This window comes from Acinetobacter sp. ANC 4169 (assembly GCF_002135355.1).
GTDB lineage: Bacteria > Pseudomonadota > Gammaproteobacteria > Pseudomonadales > Moraxellaceae > Acinetobacter.
In genome coordinates this window covers 14,427-37,718 of record NZ_NEGE01000007.1, presented here as the reverse complement: position 1 = coordinate 37,718, position 23,292 = coordinate 14,427, and the positions used below count along the sequence as shown (strand labels likewise).

The following is a 23,292-nucleotide window of genomic DNA, read 5'->3' as shown; positions in this document are numbered from 1 at the left end:
GCAATGTGCGTCCTTTTTGACTCGTTTTCTAAACTGAATTAGAAGCGGAATTTAGCATTAACACCAACAGTTTCAGTGTCAAATTTTGAACCGTTTTCAGCGTTAGCATTAACGTAGTCAGCACCAACAGCAATTGCTGGAGTGATGAAGTAGTTTACGTTAGCACCCCAAGCTTTACGGTTATTAGCACCGCCAGCTTCAGCATAAGAACCGCCTACGCTTAATTGCGGGTTTAAATATAAATCAGTTTTTAAACCGTAAGCATTGCTTTCAGCGAATAACATGTTAGTTTCGAAACCGATTGACATGTTTGTACCGTCGATAGCACCCACGTATTTAGTACGTGCAGTGATTGCATCTTGGTCACGACCAATAGTTTGTTGTTCTTGAGCAGCTTTAACAACACCATTAGCAAGGATGTTGAAAGCATCATAAGAATCTTGGTTAGGTGCGCTAGTATAACCAACAGCAACCAAGAAGTTAGGTACAACTACAGCACCAAGTTCTACGGCATAGCGATCGCCATGGTCATCTGCTAGGCCATTTTTGTTGTCAGTAATTGTGTTGCTGTAAGAAGCGCTCGCATATACAGGAACAACTTTAGTTGGAACGTAAGCTTCAGCTTTAGCACCAATAGTATGAGAAACGAAATCATCGCCTTCAGCGTCTACGTCGTATTCGCCATAGTTATATGCTAAAGAAGCATTAGACGCCTGGTTTAAAAACGCTGCTTCAGCCAATGGACCTTTAGAAGAGTCAACATTTTTGAAGTAATAAGTACCTTGTACAGCACCAGTAAAGTTTTTGTCATTTACTGTATTGTCGATATACTCAGATTGACCTTGTACTTCTACTTGATATGCTTGCGCACCGGTCATGGCTAATAATAAAGCAGTGGCTAAACCGAGTTTTTTCATAATAATTACCAGTTCTATTAAAAATGGATTAAACAGTAAGCATTGTATTGTAACAAAACATTAAGTCAATGAACTAAAAGGACATTATTTTATTTAGCTTTTACTCTAAATTTTTTACGTACAAAAAACATACAAATGAATTTTTTTTATATAAACTTAAAAAAAATGTTTTCATAACAAATAAATATGAGAATTTTTAGAAATTATCTTTTTAGCAAGAAGCAAAATCAGTAGATGTTTTACAATGTAAAATTAGATTAATATTCTATTAATTATCGTAAAATTCAATTTAAATGTGTTTTTATTATGTGAACTATCCATTGAATTTTAAATATTCACTCGACTCCAACAATAAAAACCACATAAAAGTGATTTTTCGTTTAAAAAACAACCGCTAGATTTTTTTATTTTGTGATTTATTTAACATAAATATTTCATTATTGTGATGAATTTAAAATCATAGTGCTTTAATAGGCTTTACTTATTTTAATATTTTTAACATAATATATCTATCAATTCATACTACATTGAAATAATGTGATGATGATCTGATTCTCCATAAACAAGTTTTTGTTTTTATATGCCCAACTTTCCCCAAGGTTGGGTTTTTTTTTGTTTAAAAAAAATATTTCAGTGGCTTTTGAGATCAAACAAAACCAGTAATTGAAATGGAAAATAATAAACGATAGCTAAAGTTTATTTTTAGCCATGAGATCGTAATTTTTAAAAGCCCATCATAGATAAAATTTTCATGCACAAATATGGTGCAAAAACATGGTTATTTTTAGAGTGTTTATTAAGCTTCACCCATAAAAAACCCCAATTTTCAAAGAAAACTGGGGTTTTTCGCCAAAATCTTCGGGAAAATTAAAAAATCTGCTGAGGAATATATTTAATTTGCCCTAATGCGGTGCATTATGCACCTATTTGTAGCATGTGTAAATATTTTCTTATCTCATTTGGAATAATATTTAAGTTGGTAGGTAATTTATCAACATAAATTTGTGGGATTTATTAGAAACAAGACTTCATTATTGGATCGAAATTTTTGAAATTAATCAGGATTATTTTACTGGAGTGGCATAATTATGCTGCTGCAATTTACCATTTACGAAGTTTTCAATTGCCATGGTGAAAAGCATGGGGCTTTAGCTGCAGCCATGTAGGTATAGGCTGTGTCTTAAATCTAAATTTAAGAATGGGCGTCATTTTTAACATGATAAAGAAAATGGGATAAATGTTTGATAAGACGAGAATATTAAAAAAAATTGATTAAATTTTAACTTATTTTGCGTAATAATCATGTAAAATATCTATTTATAATTTAAATATGATTGTCACGATGATGGGATATTTGGTTTGTCTGGGGTGTCAGTAATTTATGTATAAATTACGCTCGGAACATATCAGCCAGCGACTGTTCTGGTCAATGATGATTATCATCCTGTCTCTTCTATTTTTATCTGTTCCTTTAATTGTCAGTAGTTATCACAGCTATCAAAAAGCGGACCAGGCTTTAACTGAAATTTCTGCGCTTCGTGCGGTGGCAGATTTAGCCAATAAGGTTTCCCGGGAACGGGCACCGGCCAATAAGGTGATGTCGAGTAATGTCGATGAACTTGAAGCAAATTTAAAAGAATTAAAGATCTATCGAAAAGAAGTTGATTTGCAGATTGAGCAAACCCGTGCAATTTTAGCTGCCGCGGGCTTTACTGGTCAGGCGCAGGCATTATCTTCCCAGTTAAAAGCAGCTCTGGCACAAGGTCGTAATGCGGTCGATGCTTATGGTGCCTTGCCTCGATCTGAACGGAGTGCAAGGCAGCTGGATCAGGCGATTCAGCACATGTTTAAGGCGTGGGACAGCTGTAAGGGAATTATAGAAAATGTATTGGTACATTCTGAAGCTAAAGGAACTTCAGTTTCGGACTACTATACACTGATTTTAATTTTGGCTGATTTGCGCGATCAGGCGGGTCGAACTGCATCGAATATTATGGCAGCAGTGACTTTTAATGAACAAATCCCTGAAGATAACTTGGCGCGGTCGTTACAGACACAACATCAGGCCCATTATTTATGGGCTTTAGTGAATACCATACAGCCCGAACAGGATAAAACTCCAGAATATCTAGCTTTGCATCAGCAAGTAAAAACACAATTTTTAGACCAAGGCATTCCAATCGTTGCTCGCCTGATGAATGAAAGTATACACAATCAGGCCTATTCATTGACCGGTACGCAACTCACCGAGGCAATGGTTGATAAATTTGTAACAGTGGTCGATCTACAACGCTATATTCTGGATTACAGTGTTACGGTGGCTCAAACCCAGAAGAAACAAGCCCAGCAAAAATTGATTTTAATTTTATTGGTGGCGCTGATTTGTCTGGTAACGGTTATTTTTACCATGATCCATGCGCGCAATCATGTTTTTATACCTTTAATTAAAGCCAGAAATACCATTCTTCGGCTGGCCCAGCATCAGGTTATAGAGACCGAACGGGAACCATTATCTGCAGAGCCAGTCAGCTTATTGAATGCCCTTAAAGAATTAAAGCGCGTGCTACAGCAGCGGGATGCGCTGGAATTTCAGCTCAGAAATATTGCCAATACGGATAATTTGACGGGTGTATCTAACCGTTTAGCTTTAGATGAATATATCCGTTATCTGGAAAATAAGCCGAATCAATTGAAACAAACCGGCCTAATCATTTTCGATGTAGATGACTTTAAGCATGTGAATGATACTTTTGGGCATATTGTGGGTGACGAGGTGATTAAGCTGATTGCAGAAAAATTGCAATTTAATGTTAGAACTTCAGATTTAATTGTACGTTATGGTGGTGATGAATTTTTGGTTTTAATTGAGCAAACTACTTTTGATGAGGCTTGGGGTGTTGCAAATAAAATTCTTAAAGAGATTGGCGGTTCTGAACTGTATATCGCTGAACTGAACCAGAATATTCATGTTTCTGTCAGTGCTGGCGTTGCGGTAGGGGCAGCATCCTGGATGGCATTACTGGAAAAAGCCGATAAGTCTTTGTTTCAGGCCAAAGAAAATGGCAAGAATAAAGTGGCGGGGTGATGTTTAAATACTCATTATATTTTAAATATAATGAGTATTCTTCTAGTTGGTATTTCTAACTTACAATTTATCAAAAATAGATCCCATAGAAGGCATAAAAAGTTTCTGATACATTTTTGTTGCATAATTATCGGTCATACCGGATATGAAATCGCATAAATCTCGACAAGGATTGGACGAGTTTTTGAATACTTCATAAGTATTCTTTGGTAGTAATCTTTCTGGATTTGCGTATAAAACTTCAAATAATTCTAAGACAATTTTTTGACCTTTATATTCAAGTAACTGAACTTCTGGAGATTTAACAACAATATTAAAAACAAAGTTTTTTAATGCTTTTAATATTACTTCTATATTCTCGGGCAATTGTGCTTGATAACTTAAAAGAGGATGTTCAAAATTATGATTTTCATGAATTGAGATATTTTGTACCAGTAATCTTACAAGTTTACTAATAGCATGTTTCCTTGAATTTTTATCGCCTGCAAAAAGTAAGTCACTTAATTTTTCAGCAGAATCTAACTTAAGTACTTTTAAAGCATTTGTATCTAAATTTTGCACAAGAATATTGTGAACTCCCTTCTTGGGATCAGTCCATAAATCTTTAGTGATTAAATTTAAAGCAATAGCATCTTCTAAATCATGTATGCCATAAGCAATATCATCAGCTAATTCCATAATTGATGTATCGAATGACTTATAAAGTGTTTTATAGTGTTTGATATCAGCCTGATTACTTAAATCTTCTTTAAGTTGAATATCACATTTTTTAATTGACTGATATAAAGTCTTATCTTTTTCAGAAAATGGTTCTAATGCCCATTTTAGAATTTTTGATTCTTCTTTATGGATACATTTGGGTGGCTTATAACAATCTAAGTTGAGTTTTATTGTTTTTTCTTGAATTTTTTTAAAATTGTTATTGGTCACATCTTCATATATTGCTGGATATTTAATAAGTCCCAAGATTGTTCTTCTAGTTAAATTTAGACCATGTTTCGAATCGAACTCACCTAATCTAGAAACAATTCTTAAAGTTTGTCCATTTCCTTCAAAGCCACCATGATTTTGCATGCAATAATTGAGAGCAATTTCACCACCATGTCCAAAGGCAGGATGCCCAATATCGTGTGCTAGACAGATTGCCTCAATTAAATGTAAAGAAGGAATCCATTCTTCAAACATTTGTCCTTCATATTTATTTCTAAGTCTTTCACAAATACCAGAACCAATTTGAGCTACTTCCATTGAATGAGTTAAACGTGTTCTATAAAAGTCACTATCACCTAGACCTAAGACTTGAGTTTTAGCCTGTAAACGACGGAAGGAAGCACTATGAATAATTCTAGCTCTATCTTGAGAGTAAGGTGAAGCAAAACCACTATCTGGTTTTGGGAAATTTTCTTGATAGCTTAAACGTTCTTCCCAAACTGATGATTTAATTTCTGTGTTCATTAAGAGTATGATTAAAATGAAATTATTAATTTAACATACTCTTAACTGAACATTGAGTTTTATTTCAACAACGGCTTCAAGAACTTCGCAGTATGTGAAACCTTAGATTTCACCACTTCTTCAGGTGTACCTTCAGCAATAATCTGACCACCACCGGCACCGCCTTCAGGACCTAGGTCAATCACCCAGTCGGCCGTTTTAATCACATCCAGATTATGCTCAATCACCACAATCGTATTACCCTTATCACGAAGCTGATGCAGAATATCCAGCAACTTGGCAATGTCATGGAAATGCAGACCCGTAGTCGGTTCATCCAATACATACAAGGTTTTACCTGTATCCCGTTTTGCCAGTTCACGCGCCAGTTTCACACGTTGCGCTTCACCACCTGAAAGGGTGGTCGCTGACTGACCTAAACGGATATAACCCAAGCCAACTTGAGTCAAGGTTTCCAAACGGCGATGAATCACCGGAATGGCATCAAAGAAATGCATGGCATCTTCAACGGTCATCTCTAACACGTCAGAAATGTTTTTGCCTTTATAGCCGACTTCCAAAGTTTCGCGGTTATAACGCTTGCCATGACAGGCATCACACGGCACATACATATCCGGCAAGAAATGCATAGCCACCTTGATCATGCCATCACCTTCACAGGCTTCACAGCGACCGCCTTTCACGTTAAACGAGAAACGACCTGCGGCATAACCACGGGCTTTAGCTTCGGGTGTTTGCGCGAATAATTCACGAATCGGGGTAAACAGTCCGGTATAGGTCGCAGGGTTGGAACGTGGGGTACGTCCAATCGGGCTTTGGTCAATATCCACGACTTTATCGAGAAATTGCAAACCATCAATCGAATCAAACTTTTCTGCGGTGAGGGTGGTTGCACCGTTCAATTGCGTTGCGGCCAGCGGTAACAGGGTACGGTTAATCAGTGTCGATTTACCTGAACCTGAAACCCCGGTCACACAGGTCATTACCCCTAAAGGAATGGTTAAATCGACATTCTGTAAGTTATGGCCAGCAGCACCCATCAGCTTGATTTGCTCTTCTGGTTTGGGTGGCTCAACACGTTTTTTTGGAACTTCAATTTTGAGTTTTCCTGACAGATATTGACCCGTTAGCGAATTTTCATTGGCCGCCAGCTCGTCATAAGTCCCTTCGGCAATCACATATCCACCATGCACGCCTGCACCCGGACCAATATCAATAATATGGTCAGCAGCACGAATCGCATCTTCATCATGCTCAACCACAAGTACGGTATTGCCTAAGTCGCGTAAGCGAACTAACGTTTCCAGCAGGCGGTCATTATCGCGTTGATGCAAACCAATTGAAGGCTCATCCAGTACATACATTACGCCCATCAGACCGGCACCAATTTGTGAAGCCAGACGGATACGCTGTGCTTCACCACCTGACAAGGTTTCGGCAGAACGCGAAAGGCTTAAGTAGTTCAAACCCACTGAAACAAGGAAGTGCAGACGTTCCCGGATTTCCTTAAAAATCTTGTCGGCAATTTCACCTTTGGCACCTTCAAGGTTTAAATCCTGATAATAGCTTTCGGCATCCCCAATCGACATTTTTGTAATCTGGGCGATGGTCTTGTCTTTAACCCGGACATTGCGGGAAATTTCATTCAGTCGTGAACCGCCACAGGCATCACAGGCGGCATTGGAAAGATACTGGGCCAAATCATCACGGACATAGTTACTTTCTGTTTCACGATAGCGACGTTCCAGATGCGGCAAAATGCCTTCAAAAGGTTGCACACGATTGTGTTTGCGACCGCGTTCATCGACATAACTTAAGTCGACTTTTTCTTTGCCTGTACCGTAAAGAAATTTCTTTTTGGTATCGGCATCCAGTTCATGCCATGGCGTATCTAAAGAAAAACCAAAATGTGCCGCGACTTTTTCAATCATGCTGTAGTAATAAGGACGCTGTCTGTCCCAGCCACGAATTGCACCCTGGCTAATCGAAACGTCAGTATTCGGAATCAGTTTGTCGGCGCTGAAATGGCTACGGGTTCCCAAGCCATCACAGACCGGGCAGGCACCGAAAGGGTTGTTGAATGAAAATAAACGTGGTTCCAGTTCCGCTACGGCACGGTCACATTCAGGGCAGGAGTGCTTGGCTGAGAATACCCGTTCAGGTTGCTCGCCCTTCATCCAGGCCAAAATGGCAATATCGCCGCCTAAACGCAGCGCGGTTTCGAATGATTCAGCGATGCGATTGCCCAAGTCATCACGGACTTTAAAGCGGTCAACCACCACTTCAATGGTGTGCTTTTTCTTTTTGTCCAGTTCGGGCGGCGTATCAATTTCAATAATTTCGCCATCGACACGGGCACGCACAAAACCCTGACTTTGCAGCTGTTCAAACAGGTTGCTGTATTCGCCTTTACGCTCACGCACCACTGGCGCAAGTAGCATTAAAGCGGTACCTTCTTCCAGACTTTTAACCGCATCCACCATTTCCGATACGGTTTGTGCCACCATGGGTAAATCATGCTCAGGGCAATAGGGCGTACCCACACGTGCATACAGCAGACGTAAATAGTCGTAAATTTCCGTGATTGTTCCCACAGTTGAACGCGGGTTATGGCTGGTCGATTTCTGCTCGATGGCAATCGCGGGACTTAAACCTTCAATCGAGTCGACTTCAGGTTTTTCCATTTGCGAAAGGAACTGGCGTGCATAGGCAGAAAGTGATTCCACATAACGGCGCTGACCTTCGGCATATAAGGTATCAAAGGCAAGGGATGATTTACCTGAACCCGAAAGCCCCGTAATCACCACAAACTTGTCGCGTGGAATATCGAGAGACACATTTTTTAAGTTATGGGTACGTGCACCTCGAATACGGATGTGACTTTGGCTCATGCAATGATCCTAGAAAATTCATCAAAAAACTTATATATGATAGCGCATGAAAAATGTTCAAGCTGTATTTAATAAAAATAAAACGTCAGACTGTGACGGATTGTTTAAGGATTTAAACTGAATGCATGGGAATGGCTCTTCTCTGTACCTGTAAGTCATACATTTAGATATTGAAATTCAGTATTTCGACCGATTCATCGTTAAAATGTAAAATACCCTGTAAAGAATAAAAAATGGAAATCTCATGATTATTACAAAAGTTTTGATTGCCTTGATTGCGCTATTACATCTTTATTTTTTAATTCTGGAAATGTTTCTTTGGGATAAGCCGCTAGGCATGAAAGCCTTTGGCAATACCCTAGAAAAGGCAAAACTAACCAAGCTGCTGGCGCAAAATCAGGGGCTTTATAATGGCTTTTTAGCGGCAGGACTGATCTGGTCGCTGCTTGCACCTGAAACCTATGCCGCGGCATTGGCAAATTTCTTTTTGGGCTGTGTATTGGTTGCAGGCATTTATGGTGGCATCACAGTGGGTAAAAAGATTATTTATATTCAGGCGCTACCTGCCTTGCTTGCATTGATTGCGTTAAATGTCCTGTAAATGGACAGATTGGCATAGAATTTATGGCATAAAACCTTTGTCTGTTGGATCTATTTGCATATGTTGTCTTTATTTTTGAAATGTATCTTGGGCGCTGTTGTAGTGCTGCTAATTTCCATACTTTCCAAGAGTAAAGCTTTTTATATTGCAGGCTTGGTGCCGTTATTTCCGACTTTTGCCCTGATTGCCCATGTGATTGTGTCACAGCAGCAGGGTGCGGCAGCTTTACAGAAAACTGCCTTATTCGGTTTATGGTCTTTGATTCCCTATGCCTTCTACTTGTTGATGGTCTATGTACTGGCAACCAAGATGTCGATGTGGTCGTGTTTGGGCGTGGCTACGTTTTGCTGGATTGTGGCTGCGGCAGGGCTGATTTATGGCTGGCAGATGTTTCAGAATTAAAAACAAACAATCCATTTTTATGATTAGTAATTAGCTAACTTGTAAAAATCACAAAACGTTCAATATTAGATTTTTAAAAATCAGCACTGCCTCATTTAACTGATTCAATTTTTATGCCTTTGCGTAGGCATTACCTCTACTTTTGAGAGGTCAAAATGAGGATCTCAAAATATATTTTGAGTCCTCAAGAAAAACCTTTTGTTTCCCATACACGACATCCTGAGCTAGTTTTAAGCACTGCTTTAAAATGCAGCGCAAGAGATGGGAAACGTGTGGCATCCATGCCACACTCATGAATCAAATACTTGCTAAATTTATTTTCTATTTTGGTGTTAGGAGAAACTTGTAGTGATTGAGAAATGACTTATAACAGAAGTCTATTCATCCAAACCCAACCACTGGCGTTGATCATAGGCACTATCCCAGAACAGCCATTCCAGTTTAGCCGCCGTAGTATAGGCATGATGCATTTTCTCCAGAGTATCTGCATCGCAACGAGCGGCCACTCTATCAACCGTCTCAATCACGTTACGAACTGCCTGATTAAATTCTTCACCTGAATAGGTATCGATCCATGCCTGATAAGGGTTATTTGGCACGGAATGATCGACAATGGCTTTACCCACTTCGGCATAAATCCAGAAACACGGCAGTAATGAAGCCAGTACCACCGGATAGCTTTCTGACCAAGCCGTGGCCGTTAAAAATGAAGTGTAATGATGACAAGCCAGAGTCAGTGGCGTGGTTCTAAACTCATCTTTGCTGATGGCAAATTCCTGCATAAAGTCATCATGCAGGCTGCGTTCAACCACAATGGCAATCTTGGCGGCATCGGCAAACTGAATTACATCTTCAGCGGTAAAGGCTTTTGCTGCACAGACTGCAAGCGCACGGCCATAAGCTAGTAAATAATGGGCATCCTGAATGACATAATGGCTGAATACATCTTTATTCAATGTGCCTTGAGCAAGTTGCTGGTTAAATGGCAGGCCTAAAGTTTTTTGATATAAAGCTAAATTTCGCTGCCATACATCTTGAGAAAAGCTCATGTCATCATCCTGTCGATATTAAAAGAAGAATTTACAGAAAGCGGGACTATAACAAGAGTTTTCAGCTCAAGATATGCAGCAGAAAAAATAGTGTATTTGTACCCAAAAAAAATCATACGAAGAACTTTGGATAAATATCAAAAAGCCGTCATAATTATGCGCATAAAATCTTAAGCTTCTATTTTTAAGTTTTACTGAATTTACTCGATATAAATATCTATAGGTCGATCTATCATGATGAAACATTTTGGTTTCTCAATCATTTTTACGATCGTGTGTCTGGCTATATCTGCATACTGGGGCTTTACGCATGGCCCGGAAGCAGGTTTAAAGACCATGTTCACGGCGCTCACCATTACTGCCATTTTAGCAGTCATGGAAGTGTCACTTTCTTTCGATAATGCTGTGGTCAACGCCTCGGTACTACGCGGTTGGGATCATTTCTGGAAAATGATTTTCTTAACCGTCGGTATTGTTATTGCTGTATTCGGCATGCGTTTAGTCTTCCCGATTGTGATTGTTGCCGTGACTGCCGACATGGGCATGATGGAAGTCGTGAAAATGGCGCTGAATGATCCAATCAGCTATTCCGAAAAGCTCATGGCTCATCATGCGGAAATTGCAGCCTTTGGTGGCGCATTCCTGTTGCTGGTGTTTCTGAATTTCTTTCTGGATAGCGAAAAAGATACCCACTGGTTCAGATGGCTTGAAGCGCGTTTGTCTAATCTGGCCAACGTACCTGCAATGTCAGTATTCCTGGCTTTAATTGGTTTGCTGATTATGGCAGCAAATGTAGAAGAAGCCACACGTCTAGCCGTAACTATGGCCGGTATCTGGGGGATTGTGATCTACATTGGGGTTCAAGTACTGAGCCACCTGTTAGGCGGTGAACCTGAAATTGATGAACAAGGTAATGCGGTCGGTCATGATGCCAGTGGCGCTGCAACAGGCGTGATTAAAGCCGGTTTTGGCGGTTTTATTTATCTGGAAGTGCTGGATGCATCGTTCAGTTTTGATGGGGTAATTGGTGCTTTTGCGATTACTTCGGATGTAGTCATCATTATGCTCGGTCTTGCGATTGGTGCGATGTTCGTGCGTTCCATGACCATTTATCTGGTGGAAAAAGGTACTTTGGATGCCTACATTTACCTTGAGCACGGCGCGCATTATGCCATTGGTGCCTTAGCCTTCATTATGCTGGCCAGTGGTACAGGTGTACATATACCGGAAGTGGTCACCGGTTTAATTGGTGTAGCCTTTATTGTGTGGGCGGTCATTGCTTCCATTCAATATAGCAAACGTCAAGAACGAATCGGTTAATCGTTTTTTAAGAAAACCGAGTACAATAGGGGCGCATGAAAATGTGCCCTTTTTTTATGGTGGTTTATTCCTGAAAATCAGCATCTGTAACAATGAATGTTGTAGGATAATCCATCGAAATGAAACTTATAGATCCAAGCCAATTGATATGATGAATGCTTTAGAACGCCGTTCAACCTTTGCCTTAAGCAGTATTTTTGCACTGCGTATGTTGGGCCTGTTCATGATTATTCCTGTATTTTCAGTAGCAGGACAGTCATATCAAGGGGCTACACCTGCGCTGATTGGTTTGGCGGTCGGGGTGTATGGTTTAACGCAGGCCATTTTACAAATTCCATTTAGTTTGCTGGCAGACCGCTTTAGCCGTAAGCCTCTGGTCATTCTGGGCTTGTTGCTGTTTGCTTTGGGTGGTGCAATTGCCGCAATGTCTGAAACCATTTATGGCGTAATTGTAGGTCGTGCCATTGCCGGTGGTGGTGCGGTTTCTGCTGTAGTCATGGCATTATTGGCCGATGTGACCCGTGAAGAACAGCGCAGCAAAGCCATGGCTGTGATGGGTATGAGTATTGGCGTATCGTTCATGGTGGCATTCAGTCTGGGGCCTTGGCTCACCAGTCTGGTGGGAATTTCCGGCCTGTTTTGGGTCACGACCATTATGGGGCTGGCAGCAATCTCGATGTTGCTTTTGGTTCCGAAAGTGACCCGTCATCATAAAAATTACCAGCAAGGTTATCTCGCGCAACTGAAACAGGTGCTGAAAATGGGCGATTTAAACCGCTTGCATGTTTCGGTATTTGCGCTGCATTTATTGCTCACCGCGATGTTTGTATATATGCCTTCACAACTGATTCAGTTCGCCGATATTCCATTGGCCAGTCATGGTCTGGTGTATTTGCCACTGCTGATCATTAGCTTATTTTTTGCCTTCCCGAGCATTATTTTGGCGGAAAAATATCGCAAAATGCGCGGTATTTTCCTGACTGCGATTGGCGGTATTATTTTAGGCTTGCTGGTACTGATTTTTGGTTATGAGTCCAAATATATTTTACTGCTAGGTTTGGGATGCTTCTTTATTGCTTTTAACGTGATGGAAGCTTTATTGCCATCGTGGCTATCCAAATCTGCCCCGATTCAGTCCAAGGCAACTGCCATGGGTGTCAATGCCAGTAGCCAGTTTTTAGGTGCATTTTTTGGTGGCATGATTGGTGGTCAACTCTTGTTACTCAATAATACTTCAGTGGGTTGGAGTATCTTGGCAGCACTCGCAATTGTCTGGTTATTGATCAGCTTTGGTTTAGCCCAGCCTCGTTATCTTTCCTCATTGGTATTGCCTTTACCAGAGGCGAAACAAACGGATGAGTGGACTTCTCAACTTTTGGCAATTCGTGGTATTGAAGAGGTTGTGGTAATGCCCGATCAGCAATTTGCTTATGTTAAAATTGATAAACAGCTTATAGATGAAGCTGCGCGACAAGATTTAACGCAGTTGTTGGGTAAAGAGGTAGCCATTTAAGCATAACTCTTATAAAGTAAAATACAGAAATAAATAGGAAGTGTACGTCTGATGCGTGGTGTTAATAAAGTTATTTTAGTTGGAACTTTAGGTAAAGATCCTGAAACAAAAACCTTTCCAAATGGTGGTTCTCTTACTCAGTTTTCGATTGCAACGAGTGATTCGTGGACTGACAAAAATACCGGTGAGCGTAAAGAGCAAACTGAGTGGCATCGTATTGTGTTACATAACCGCCTAGGTGAAATTGCACAGCAATATCTACGTAAGGGTTCTAAAGTTTATATTGAAGGTTCATTGCGTACCCGTCAGTGGACAGATCAAAGCGGTCAAGAACGTTACACTACGGAAATTCGTGGTGAACAAATGCAAATGCTGGACAGCAACCGTCAGCAAGGTGAACAAGGTGCAGACAACGGCGGTTTTAACCAACCCCGTTTTAACAATAACCAAGGTGGCGGCTATAACAATAACAACAATAACCAAGGCGGTTATGGCGGTGCTAACCAAGGTGGTTACAACAACCAAAACAATCAGGGTAGTGGTTATGGCAACAACAACCCAGGTGGTTTTGCGCCAAAACAACAGCCTGCACCAGCGCCAGCAGCGGCTGCACCGGCAGATTTAGATGATGATCTACCGTTTTAATCGCAATTAAAACGGCAAGTCGTCTTCAAAACCCTCCCCTTGCGGAGGGTTTTTTAATGGGCAAATGATTAGTAATTTTTATTTCTTGGCAGAAACCCACATGGTGATAACGGCACGGAACACAACCTGCTGAGCCGTGTCTTTGACTTCAACCTGCACCAGATAATCACTGCCTGCATTCCACGGGAAATGGGCTTGCAACGGTGTGGCAACTGCAATTAAATCGGTGTTGGCTTTTTTCAGATATTCCACCTGCATGCCTTTGGGTATCCAGCGATGCGTAGCAGGTACGGTGGCATCGGTCATGGTTCCTCCGGCAAGCTCTGCCATATTGCACATGGCAATGGCATGTACCGTGCCCAGATGATTCAGCACAGCGCGGTGCTTTTTCATCTTGATTTCGCAGTATTCCGATTCCAGTCTTTCAAACAGCGGAGAAATACTGCTGAAATAAGGGGCTTTTAAGCACAGCATTTTCGAAAATGTCCATTTGCCTGCCGGTTTATTTTCTAAGGCTTTCCATACTTTTAGTGCTTGGCTCATCAGAATTGTCCATATTTTAGTTCGCAGAGTATTATTCTAATACAGAATATTATTCTGTTATGTGGCACAACTGACTGCTTTTTGATAAAAAATGGTCTATGATTTTGCCTGGTCTCATCATGTATCGAAGCATATGAATATGCAGCAAGCCGATTTACTCCAGCGTATTTATCCCGGACGCCGTGCCGAACTGAAGCGTATTTTGCTGCAACATGCCCTGGATTGCTTTGCTGAATTCGGTATTGAAGCCAGCAGCATTGAAATGATTCGTGCGCGTGCTGACAGTAGTGTAGGTGCGATTTATCATCATTTTAAAAACAAGGAAGGCATGGTGGGAGCCCTGTTTAGTGCGGCCTTGCAAGATCAGATGCAGCAGCGCACAGCAGCCTTACAGCAAGCTCAAGACGTGCAACAGGGTGTGACTGTCATCATTGGCCAATATATCGATTGGGTGGTGCAGAACCCCGATTTTGCCCGGTTCCTGTTTATGGCGCGCATGGGTTTAGGTGCAGAACAGCATGCCGCAGTTGCCGTTCAAAACCAGCAACGTAATCAGGCGGTATTTGACTGGTTGAAAAAGCAGCCTGATGAAGAGCTTGCGCAACTTGCAAAAATTCCGCGTGAATTGCTGTTGTCTTTAATGCTGGGTGCAACTGAAAGTTATTGTCGAGCCTGGTTGTCGCACAAAGTCAGTACTAATCCAAGTGCATATAAGCAGGCCTTGATTGATGCCGCCTGGCAATCCATTGTGCAGTTTTCTTCTCAAGCTTAAATCGGATACGGCAATTAAACAGTAAAACAGGATAGAATTGTTAAATCTAAAAATCCGATAATTTTTATAAAAAAGTACGGTTTTACCTATTTTGATAATTTTCGTATTCTAGCTTCACAAGATAAGCAATCCCAGAAACGAGCTAGAGGAATATCTGATGAGTTTAATTAATACTGCAGTGAAACCATTCAACGCAACAGCGTATAAAAATGGCGAATTCATTCAAGTGTCTGAACAAGACATGATCGGGAAATGGTCAGTGGTGTTCTTCTATCCTGCAGATTTCACTTTCGTTTGTCCAACAGAATTAGGCGATTTGGCGGATAACTATGCTGAATTCCAAAAAATGGGCGTAGAAATTTATTCAGTATCAACGGACACACATTTCACCCACAAAGCTTGGCACGATTCTTCTGAAGAAATCAAAAAAATCCAGTATGCAATGGTCGGCGACCCAACCTGGACTTTGGCGAAAAACTTTGAAGTATTAATCGAAGCTGAAGGCCTGGCTGACCGTGGTACTTTCGTGATTGACCCGGAAGGCAAAATCCAGATTATCGAAATTAACGCTGGCGGTATTGGTCGTGATGCGCAAGAACTTCTACGTAAGGTCAAAGCAGCACAATACGTCCATGCACACCCAGGTGAAGTTTGCCCGGCAAAATGGAAAGAAGGTGATGCGACCCTTGCTCCTTCAATCGACCTGATTGGTAAAATCTAATCTCATATCGAGATGATCTCCCAAAAAATCCAGGACTTCAGTTCTGGATTTTTTATTTTTAGGGGATGAAAATTAAGCCATATAGCCGAGGTGATCTTTGGCTAAATCCCTTAAACCTTCAATCAAGTAATCAATCAGTTTTTCCATCACCAGGCGCTGGCCTTTACGCGAGGCATACACCAGTTGCACCATACCTAAATTCGAGCACCATTCCGGTAACACATGAATCAGTTGGCCTTGTTGAATCTCCTGTTCAACAGCTAAATAGGGCAGGTCGGCAATGCCTAAACCGTCACGTACCGCATAATACACGCCTGCCAGATCATTGCTTTTGATCCGCGGTTGTAGCGGAATATCTATGGCTTCATCATGTTCGCGATTGTGCAAATGCCAGTAATATTGTGATTTTTGCGTACCGAGCACTACACTGGGAAAGTCATGCAGTTCGGTAAAATTCTGGATTTTCCGTCCCTGTAACAGTTCCGGACTGGCCACCAGACAATGCGTGGTTTTAATCACGTCACGGACAATTAAACTGGAATCTTCATTGGCCTGAAAATTGGTACGAATCGCCAGGTCAATATCATCATGAATTAGGTCAACTCGGCGGCTGGTCAGCTCCAGTTCAATCTGTACCTTGGGATAATCTTTGAGAAATTGATTGAGTAAAGTGCGAATTTGAAACTGCATCATCAGCGCAGGGCAGCTGATTTTGATCAGGCCTTGTGGCTCACTTTTTTGTTTCAGCAAGACATTATTGGCACATTCCACCTGAGCAATGACTTTACAGCATTCCTCATAAAATTCCTGTCCCAGTGCCGTCACCTTGAAATGACGGGTGGAGCGTTGAATCAGGTTGACATTAAACTGGCTTTCCAGATCTAAAATGCGGCGGCTGAGTTTTGATTTGGTGATATTGCTGGCTTCACTTGCTGCACTAAATCCGCCGTGTTTGACCACCAGGAAAAAGTAATAATAATCATCAAATGAATGCATACATCACGCTCAGAACAGGGTTAGATCCTTATCATTCTATCTGAAAATCAAATGGATAAACGATAGGATACAACTGCAAAAACAAGAAAGCGATCCGAAGACCGCTTATTTTAAAAGACCATGATTATTTTTGACCACTGTGCTGGTTATAGCTGTTGATCAGGTTGCGATAATCAGGGATATGATTCGAGAACAATGCACCCAAACCTTCAACATCATTACGCCAGTCACGATGCAATTCACAGGCAGCCCCAAACCAGGTCATCAGTTGCGCACCGGCATTGGACATGCGGTCCCAGGCAGAATCACGGGTTAAGTGGTTAAAGGTGCCGGATGCATCGGTAATCACAAAAACTTCAAAATCTTCTTCAAGCGCTGAAAGTGCAGGGAAAGCCACGCAGACTTCTGTCACCACACCGGCAATAATCAACTGCTTTTTGCCTGTTGCTTTAACTGCTTTAACAAAGTCTTCATTGTCCCAGGCATTAATTTGACCTGGACGGGCAATATACGGTGCATCCGGGAACATTTCCTTCAGTTCAGGAACCAAGGGACCATTGGGGCCCTGCTCAAAACTGGTGGTTAAAATGGTCGGAAGATTGAAATATTTGGCTGCTGCGGCAAGTGCCAGTACGTTATTTTTAAATTTGTCAGGATCGATGTCGCGTACCAGGGATAACAGACCGGTTTGATGATCGACCAGAAGAACCGCTGCATTATCTTTATCTAAACGAATATAAGGTTTGCCCATTTTTCTATTCCTCGTTGTGATGAAAAACATACTGACATCAACCTAAACTAGAAGTGTGGTGATGTCGTGATGTTTATTATGCTAAGTGTGAAAATGGGACAATAGAAGTGTTGATTACGAGAAGATTAATCATAAAAATAGGATAATTATAAATAAGAGCATTTTTTTTAACGGTTTAAGCGGAGATGTCGCTTTATAAAATCATTTTATCTTGTTTATAGGACACTGTGTATGGATATCGCTATATATCCAGACCGATAAAAGCACTAGCATAAGTCCATGTTCATCCTATCGAGAATATAGGAGTTAAAAGATGAAAAAAGTCATTGGTGTTTATCGCAATCAAAATATGCATTGGGTCGGAGATGGCTTTCCGGTCAAAAACCTGTTTTCCTATGACCGCCTAGGCCAGGCGATTAGTCCATTTTTACTGTTGGATTATGCTGCACCCTATCATTTTAGTCCGACGACGCAGCAGCATGGTGTCGGTTCGCATCCGCATCGCGGTTTTGAAACCGTGACTATTGCTTATCAAGGCGAAGTCAGCCACAAAGATTCAGCCGGCGGCGGTGGCACCATTCAAAGCGGCGATGTGCAATGGATGACTGCCGGTGCAGGTTTGGTGCATGAAGAGTTTCATTCACCAGATTTTGCTCAAAATGGTGGCCTGTTTGAAATGGTCCAGCTTTGGGTGAATTTGCCAGCAGCCGACAAAATGACCGCACCTAAATATCAGGCCATTGCAGCACAAGACATTCCTGTGATTGAGCTGGAACACGGTGCAGGGCATATCCGGGTGATTGCCGGCCGCTATATGGACGATCAGGCAGAGCATGTTGGTCCCGCTGCAACCCATAGTCCGGTGAATGTCTGGGATGGTGAACTGAAGGCAGAGCATGTGCAGCATATTCATGTGCCGGTCGACCACAATGTGCTGCTGGTGGTACTGGCAGGTGAAATGCAACTGAATGGCACACATCATGTTCAGGACAGTTCTATTGTGATGTTTGCCAAAGACGGCGAGGCAGAGATTCAGCTGGAAGCCCTGACTGACAGTAAATTTCTGCTGCTGACCGGCCAGCCACTGAATGAGCCTATTCAAGGTTATGGCCCCTTTGTCATGAATAGTAAAGATGAAATCATTCAAGCATTTAATGATTTTAATAGCGGCAAGTTTGGTGAAATACCGGTGCTGGCTTAAGCCTGGTTTTTAAATCTAGGCCTTAAAAAAGAAGCCCTTAAAAATTTAAGGGCTTTTTTGCGAACTGAATTTTGTTGTTGTCAGCATATTTGTATAGTTGTGGCTGATGAAAATGTAATGGAGTTATCAGGTTTTTACTTTACCTATCATAATAATTTTGGAGGATTTTGTAAAACGTTTGTTATAAAATTGGTTAATATATAGTGCTTTTTTTAAAGGGTTTTTATTTTTTATGTGGAAATAAATTTAATTATTTCTTGTATTTATTCGGAATTGTTATCGGTTTAAATAAATGAAAATATCGGCTACATATACATCATGATGAGTTTTGTTAAAAAGATACATTCTGGAATATTTTAATACCACCTTTTAAGCAGGCTTGGTTCATAATTTCAATAATCTTATGTGTAACTGACGGATAATAATTTTGGATATTGCAGTTATTGGCAGTGGCATGGCTGGGCTAGCTACCGCAAGAATTCTTAAAGATGCAGGTCATAGCATCACTATTTTTGAAGCGCTACCTGGTCGTGGTATGGATAGCCATAGCATTAAATTCGAAGGTGGCCTGATTGATGCGCCCTTACGCGTCATGAATCCGCATTTGTGGAAAAATACCCTGAGTTTGGCGACCTATTTGGGTATACCCACTTTTCCTGTTCGTACTTATATGGCATGCAGCTGGTTGTTTGAAGACCGCATCGAAACCTGGCTGACCACATCACGCAGCCGTATTGGTAATTTCCCGATTATTAATAACCGGAAAGGACTGCAACAATACGGTTGGCGCCTGGTCAAAGGCATGTTGCAACTGAAAGCGGCCATCACTCGATTCTTCAAATCAAAGAACCAGGATATTACTCTGGCTGAATTTATTAATAATAATGATATTGAAGAAGTGTTCTGGCATGGCGCAGTGATGCCAGTGCTTTATACCATTTGTACCTGTAACCCGAAAACCATTGGCGAATGGCCGGCAAAACCTTTATTGACGTTCTTGCGTCAATTGACTGATGGCGATGCCTTGCTACGTTTACAGGGCGGTACTCCGGCACTGGTCGACAAGCTGATTGAAGGCATTGAAATTCATAACACTTCTGCCATTACCCAAGTCAAAGAACAAGACCAGGGGGTTGTAGTTGAAAATGCATCGGGTGAACAACGCATTTTTGATCGTGTCATTGTGGCAACACCGACCAATAAAATTGAAACATTTTTAAATAATGAACAATTTGCAGACGATATTGCACTGTTAAAGCAATTTAAATTTGAACAGGGTCAATTGGTGATTCACACTGACCAAACCGTCATGCCACCCAAACGTAAAGATTGGGCTGTACTCAGTTATATGATGGACCGTAAATTTACCCGTCAACAGTTTACCGTATGGCTGAATTCGGTTGAGCCAAGCTTGGTCGGCAAATCGCCGGTATTTCAAACCTGGCAACCGGTCACTGATATTGATCCTAAAAAAATCATTTCTAGCGTTACGTTAACTCGTGCTGTGGTGGACTCACAAACAGTGGCGTTAAATAAAGAGCTGCAAGAACGTCATAAAGATCTAAACCGTAAAGTGTACTATTGTGGCTCTTGGTCTTGTGACGGTTTGCCACTTTTAGAATCGGCAGTGACTTCAGCAATGAATATTGCGGAAATTTTAGGTGCACCATTGCCGTTTGCAGGATTAAAACCTAAAGTTGAGGTTGCCCCACAACTCGGCTACTAATACATGAAATGGCTTCAAGCGATTCGTCAGCAGTTTCCAAAACATAAATACGCGATTAATGCAAAACAGTTAGGGGATAATGCCGAACTCGCCTGGAGCAATCTGGGCTATTGGGAGGATGTAACATCCTCCTATCCTGAAGCTTGTGCCCAATTGGCAGATCAATTGGCGCAAGCGGTCGCTTTAAATGCAAATGACTGTTTGCTGGACCTAGGCTGTGGGCAGGGGGCAAGTCTGTTGCACTGGCAACAGCACTATCAGGTTCGGCATATTGAAGCAGTAGAGTTACAATCCAGCTGCGTGCAGCAAATTCAACAGCATCTTCCTAAACTTGCTGCCATTTATCAGCAATCATTTTTAAATTTAAACCAGATTCCTTTCAAGCAGAACTTTGATGTGGTGCTGTGTATCGATGCTGCTTATCATTGTAATTTAAATTCATTTCTTTATGCCGTTAGCCCGGTATTAAATGCAAAAGGCCGCTTGGGTATGCATTATTTAATGTTGTCCGAGCAATGGCTGAATTTAAGCGCAGTGCAAAAGCAGAAATATAAATGGCTGTTAAAAGCTGCCGATGTGCATTTAGATAATTTAATGACGGCATCAGGATTAGAACAGACATTCCGGCAGCATTCTTTTACCGATATAACCATTCGGGATTTATCGCCTGCCGTTTTGAAGGGCTTTGCAAATTACATTCAGCAAATACCCCAGCACAATTCCGATCTGGATGCCTTTAAAATTCGTATGACTGCAAAACTATGCCACAAGCTGTATGTAGATGGTCTGGTCAAATATGTGCAAATCACGGCGCACAAACCCTAAAGAATCGGCTGTTGAATATTCTAGGTTTTAGTTTTAAAAATCATCATCTAAAAACAACAAAGCCTCACTAAAAAAGCGAGGCTAAGTATAAAATGGTGCCGGCACACGGATTCGAACTGTGGACCTACTGATTACAAGTCAGTTGCTCTACCAACTGAGCTATGCCGGCAACGTGCAGAGAATAATAGCGAATTTTGTTGAAAACGCAAGCCAAAAAATGAGCGGTTGAATAGGGTGAATTGATTTGGATATGTTCAATCACCCGCTATTTTCACCATTCAAATTCATATGCTGTTTCAAGTGCGCCGACTATTTGCTCCTTAAAATCTGATCCAGGTCTTGAGCACATTCTTCCAGGGTTAAAGCCATATCAATTTGCATTTGTGGTTTAAGTTCATTGGCAAGTTTTCGCCACTGTTCAATCAGACGAATCGCTTTTTGAATTTTATGCTTATTAATATCCTTTGCAAGAGTTGGAGTATAACCGCCACGTTTAGCATTCTTGATCTGTTTAACATAATTAGTGCTGGTATTCATATTCACTCCCGAATAGCAGTTTTCTCTATGTGTTCAATACGCTTTTATAATTGGGTTCAGGGCTCTGTTATAAGGTTATATGATTGTTATGATGGAAATATTGCATTTATAGAATCATTTTTCAATAGTTATTTGCGCTGAATTTTCATGCAAAAATCCTCGAAGATACCTCATTGCTTGGTAAGCACATGTGAATGGATCATGCGAGTCATCAGGTTTTTGGTAATGTATGTGAATGCCGTGCTATAGCTGGTGTTGAAGATCAATCATCTATAAATATATGGGTTTACATTGAGGGGGAATTGAAACAGATGCGGTATTGGATAATAAAAATTAAGGCGTAGATTAGGACTGTGATAGTGAGTCATAAATGCTAGAAGCAGAGGGGGCAGATCATGGTTCATCAAGATAATTCTCAGCCTGACCAACAGAAACGGCCAGCACCTGCTATTCAACATCCTGACGTGCAGGAACAACCCGATCAGCCCAGTCCTCAACCTGACCAACCTGATCAACATCTTACAAGTTCAAATCCACAAAAACGGCCGAATCCGCAAAAACAACCGAATGAGGAACCGGAGAATCCGGTCAGACAACAGAAATAACTTTCATGTAGCTTAAACCATGGAATTTATAAGGTGGAGCATTTGAATATTTTTCAAAAAGCATGGCGTATTTTTATGATCAGTATGCATGGGGAGTATCAATACAATGTCAAAAAAAATCAAAAGTATCCTGACTTTGGTGATACTCAGCATTATTGCAATCGCCGCATTTCTTTATTTCCAATCCACTAGGCAGCAGGAGGAATTTGGCGGCTTTCAGGAAGGTACAGAGCAGTATTATGGTTATCGCTATGCACAAGATAATCTCAAGTCGGTAGATCAATGCGATGATGACAAAGATGATCCATCCATGAATTTCAATGAGGAGTTTTTTCAAGGATGTCTGAAATATTTTGAACATAAATAAACGGTTCAAAATGCGCTGAAATAGACATACCTGTTTTTTCAGTTCACTTTTTCCCACAGCAATGGTCGTGATTTGATCAACTGTATCTGGAGAATTTCAGCGGCTAACTTACTAACTATTTCACTAAAAATTCAAACATTAATGAATGATATCAAACAGTTTTAAGTATTTTGTTTAATAGGGTAAGACAACAAAAAAGGCTTAAACCCTTTAGATTTAAGCCTTTCTTCACTGCTTTAGATTGCAGTTCTTTTCAATATGGCGGTGAGAGAGGGATTCGAACCCTCGATACGCGCAAACGTATACACACTTTCCAGGCGTGCTCCTTCAGCCACTCGGACACCTCACCATTGGAGCGCGATAATAGCGA

21 protein-coding genes and 2 tRNA genes are annotated in these 23,292 nt (G+C 41.1%); 13 read left to right on the top strand and 10 right to left on the bottom strand.

Annotation, left to right across the window (positions count from 1 at the left end; genetic code table 11):
- Positions 1–38: 38 nt before the first annotated feature.
- Positions 39–917 (bottom strand): porin Omp33-36, encoded by an 879-nt coding sequence (gene omp33-36 / locus B9T26_RS06830; protein ID WP_086198977.1) that lies wholly within the window; start codon positions 915–917, stop codon positions 39–41.
- A gap of 1,381 nt (positions 918–2,298) precedes the next feature.
- Between omp33-36 and B9T26_RS06825 the strand changes: the two genes are divergently transcribed.
- Positions 2,299–4,002, top strand: a complete 1,704-nt coding sequence (locus B9T26_RS06825; RefSeq protein WP_086198976.1) for a sensor domain-containing diguanylate cyclase — start codon at positions 2,299–2,301, stop codon at positions 4,000–4,002.
- A gap of 60 nt (positions 4,003–4,062) precedes the next feature.
- On the opposite strand, the gene B9T26_RS06820 is transcribed toward B9T26_RS06825, so the two are convergent.
- Together B9T26_RS06820 and uvrA are read right to left on the bottom strand one after the other, a co-directional pair.
- On the bottom strand, positions 4,063–5,457 hold the full coding sequence (locus B9T26_RS06820; protein WP_086198975.1) for an anti-phage deoxyguanosine triphosphatase: 1,395 nt from the start codon (positions 5,455–5,457) through the stop codon (positions 4,063–4,065).
- A 59-nt stretch (positions 5,458–5,516) separates the two neighbouring features.
- Positions 5,517–8,348: an excinuclease ABC subunit UvrA gene (gene uvrA, locus B9T26_RS06815; RefSeq protein ID WP_086198974.1), complete on the bottom strand. Its 2,832-nt coding sequence runs from the start codon at positions 8,346–8,348 to the stop codon at positions 5,517–5,519.
- 244 nt (positions 8,349–8,592) lie between these two features.
- On the opposite strand from uvrA, the gene B9T26_RS06810 reads away from it, so the two are divergent.
- Positions 8,593–8,949 (top strand): DUF1304 domain-containing protein, encoded by a 357-nt coding sequence (locus B9T26_RS06810; RefSeq protein WP_413772762.1) that lies wholly within the window; start codon positions 8,593–8,595, stop codon positions 8,947–8,949.
- Between the two features lie 60 nt (positions 8,950–9,009).
- Entirely contained in the window at positions 9,010–9,351 is a 342-nt protein-coding gene (locus B9T26_RS06805; protein ID WP_086198973.1) for a GlpM family protein, read from the top strand.
- 377 nt (positions 9,352–9,728) lie between these two features.
- Here B9T26_RS06805 and tenA read toward each other — a convergent pair whose 3' ends face one another.
- The gene (gene tenA, locus B9T26_RS06800; RefSeq protein ID WP_086198972.1) at positions 9,729–10,400 is read right to left on the bottom strand and encodes a thiaminase II; all 672 of its coding nucleotides are present in this window, start codon (positions 10,398–10,400) and stop codon (positions 9,729–9,731) included.
- 234 nt (positions 10,401–10,634) lie between these two features.
- Between tenA and B9T26_RS06795 the strand changes: the two genes are divergently transcribed.
- The 3 genes from B9T26_RS06795 (at position 10,635) to ssb (ending at position 13,878) form a co-directional block, all read left to right on the top strand.
- Positions 10,635–11,720 (top strand): DUF475 domain-containing protein, encoded by a 1,086-nt coding sequence (locus B9T26_RS06795; protein ID WP_086198971.1) that lies wholly within the window; start codon positions 10,635–10,637, stop codon positions 11,718–11,720.
- A 148-nt stretch (positions 11,721–11,868) separates the two neighbouring features.
- On the top strand, positions 11,869–13,233 hold the full coding sequence (locus tag B9T26_RS06790; RefSeq protein WP_086198970.1) for an MFS transporter: 1,365 nt from the start codon (positions 11,869–11,871) through the stop codon (positions 13,231–13,233).
- Between the two features lie 51 nt (positions 13,234–13,284).
- On the top strand, positions 13,285–13,878 hold the full coding sequence (ssb, locus tag B9T26_RS06785) for a single-stranded DNA-binding protein (protein WP_086198969.1): 594 nt from the start codon (positions 13,285–13,287) through the stop codon (positions 13,876–13,878).
- Between the two features lie 78 nt (positions 13,879–13,956).
- Here ssb and B9T26_RS06780 read toward each other — a convergent pair whose 3' ends face one another.
- On the bottom strand, positions 13,957–14,421 hold the full coding sequence (locus B9T26_RS06780) for a hotdog fold domain-containing protein (protein ID WP_086198968.1): 465 nt from the start codon (positions 14,419–14,421) through the stop codon (positions 13,957–13,959).
- Between the two features lie 139 nt (positions 14,422–14,560).
- Between B9T26_RS06780 and B9T26_RS06775 the strand changes: the two genes are divergently transcribed.
- Positions 14,561–15,193, top strand: coding sequence for a TetR/AcrR family transcriptional regulator (locus B9T26_RS06775; RefSeq protein WP_086199081.1), 633 nt, complete (start codon positions 14,561–14,563; stop codon positions 15,191–15,193).
- A 157-nt stretch (positions 15,194–15,350) separates the two neighbouring features.
- Positions 15,351–15,914, top strand: a complete 564-nt coding sequence (ahpC, locus tag B9T26_RS06770; RefSeq protein WP_086198967.1) for an alkyl hydroperoxide reductase subunit C — start codon at positions 15,351–15,353, stop codon at positions 15,912–15,914.
- A gap of 72 nt (positions 15,915–15,986) precedes the next feature.
- On the opposite strand, the gene B9T26_RS06765 is transcribed toward ahpC, so the two are convergent.
- Together B9T26_RS06765 and ycaC are read right to left on the bottom strand one after the other, a co-directional pair.
- Complete coding sequence (locus B9T26_RS06765; RefSeq protein ID WP_086198966.1) at positions 15,987–16,910, bottom strand: LysR substrate-binding domain-containing protein; 924 nt, start codon at positions 16,908–16,910, stop codon at positions 15,987–15,989.
- Between the two features lie 124 nt (positions 16,911–17,034).
- Positions 17,035–17,661 (bottom strand): isochorismate family cysteine hydrolase YcaC, encoded by a 627-nt coding sequence (gene ycaC / locus B9T26_RS06760; protein WP_086198965.1) that lies wholly within the window; start codon positions 17,659–17,661, stop codon positions 17,035–17,037.
- A 313-nt stretch (positions 17,662–17,974) separates the two neighbouring features.
- Between ycaC and B9T26_RS06755 the strand changes: the two genes are divergently transcribed.
- The 3 genes from B9T26_RS06755 (at position 17,975) to B9T26_RS06745 (ending at position 21,413) form a co-directional block, all read left to right on the top strand.
- Positions 17,975–18,862, top strand: coding sequence for a pirin family protein (locus B9T26_RS06755; RefSeq protein ID WP_086198964.1), 888 nt, complete (start codon positions 17,975–17,977; stop codon positions 18,860–18,862).
- Between the two features lie 427 nt (positions 18,863–19,289).
- Positions 19,290–20,588, top strand: coding sequence for an FAD-dependent oxidoreductase (locus B9T26_RS06750; protein ID WP_205666408.1), 1,299 nt, complete (start codon positions 19,290–19,292; stop codon positions 20,586–20,588).
- A gap of 3 nt (positions 20,589–20,591) precedes the next feature.
- Positions 20,592–21,413, top strand: coding sequence for an SAM-dependent methyltransferase (locus B9T26_RS06745; protein WP_086198963.1), 822 nt, complete (start codon positions 20,592–20,594; stop codon positions 21,411–21,413).
- A gap of 93 nt (positions 21,414–21,506) precedes the next feature.
- Here B9T26_RS06745 and B9T26_RS06740 read toward each other — a convergent pair.
- Positions 21,507–21,582: transfer RNA gene (locus B9T26_RS06740), tRNA-Thr, on the bottom strand.
- Between the two features lie 140 nt (positions 21,583–21,722).
- The gene (locus B9T26_RS06735) at positions 21,723–21,950 is read right to left on the bottom strand and encodes a hypothetical protein (protein ID WP_086198962.1); all 228 of its coding nucleotides are present in this window, start codon (positions 21,948–21,950) and stop codon (positions 21,723–21,725) included.
- Positions 21,951–22,345: 395 nt separating this feature from the next.
- Between B9T26_RS06735 and B9T26_RS06730 the strand changes: the two genes are divergently transcribed.
- Positions 22,346–22,555 carry a hypothetical protein gene (locus B9T26_RS06730; protein ID WP_086198961.1) on the top strand — a complete coding sequence of 70 codons (210 nt, stop codon included), beginning with the start codon at positions 22,346–22,348 and terminating at the stop codon, positions 22,553–22,555.
- 106 nt (positions 22,556–22,661) lie between these two features.
- Positions 22,662–22,922: a hypothetical protein gene (locus B9T26_RS06725; RefSeq protein ID WP_086199079.1), complete on the top strand. Its 261-nt coding sequence runs from the start codon at positions 22,662–22,664 to the stop codon at positions 22,920–22,922.
- 259 nt (positions 22,923–23,181) lie between these two features.
- On the opposite strand, the gene B9T26_RS06720 is transcribed toward B9T26_RS06725, so the two are convergent.
- Positions 23,182–23,271 (bottom strand) — tRNA-Ser (locus B9T26_RS06720).
- Between the last annotated feature and the right edge of the window lie 21 nt (positions 23,272–23,292).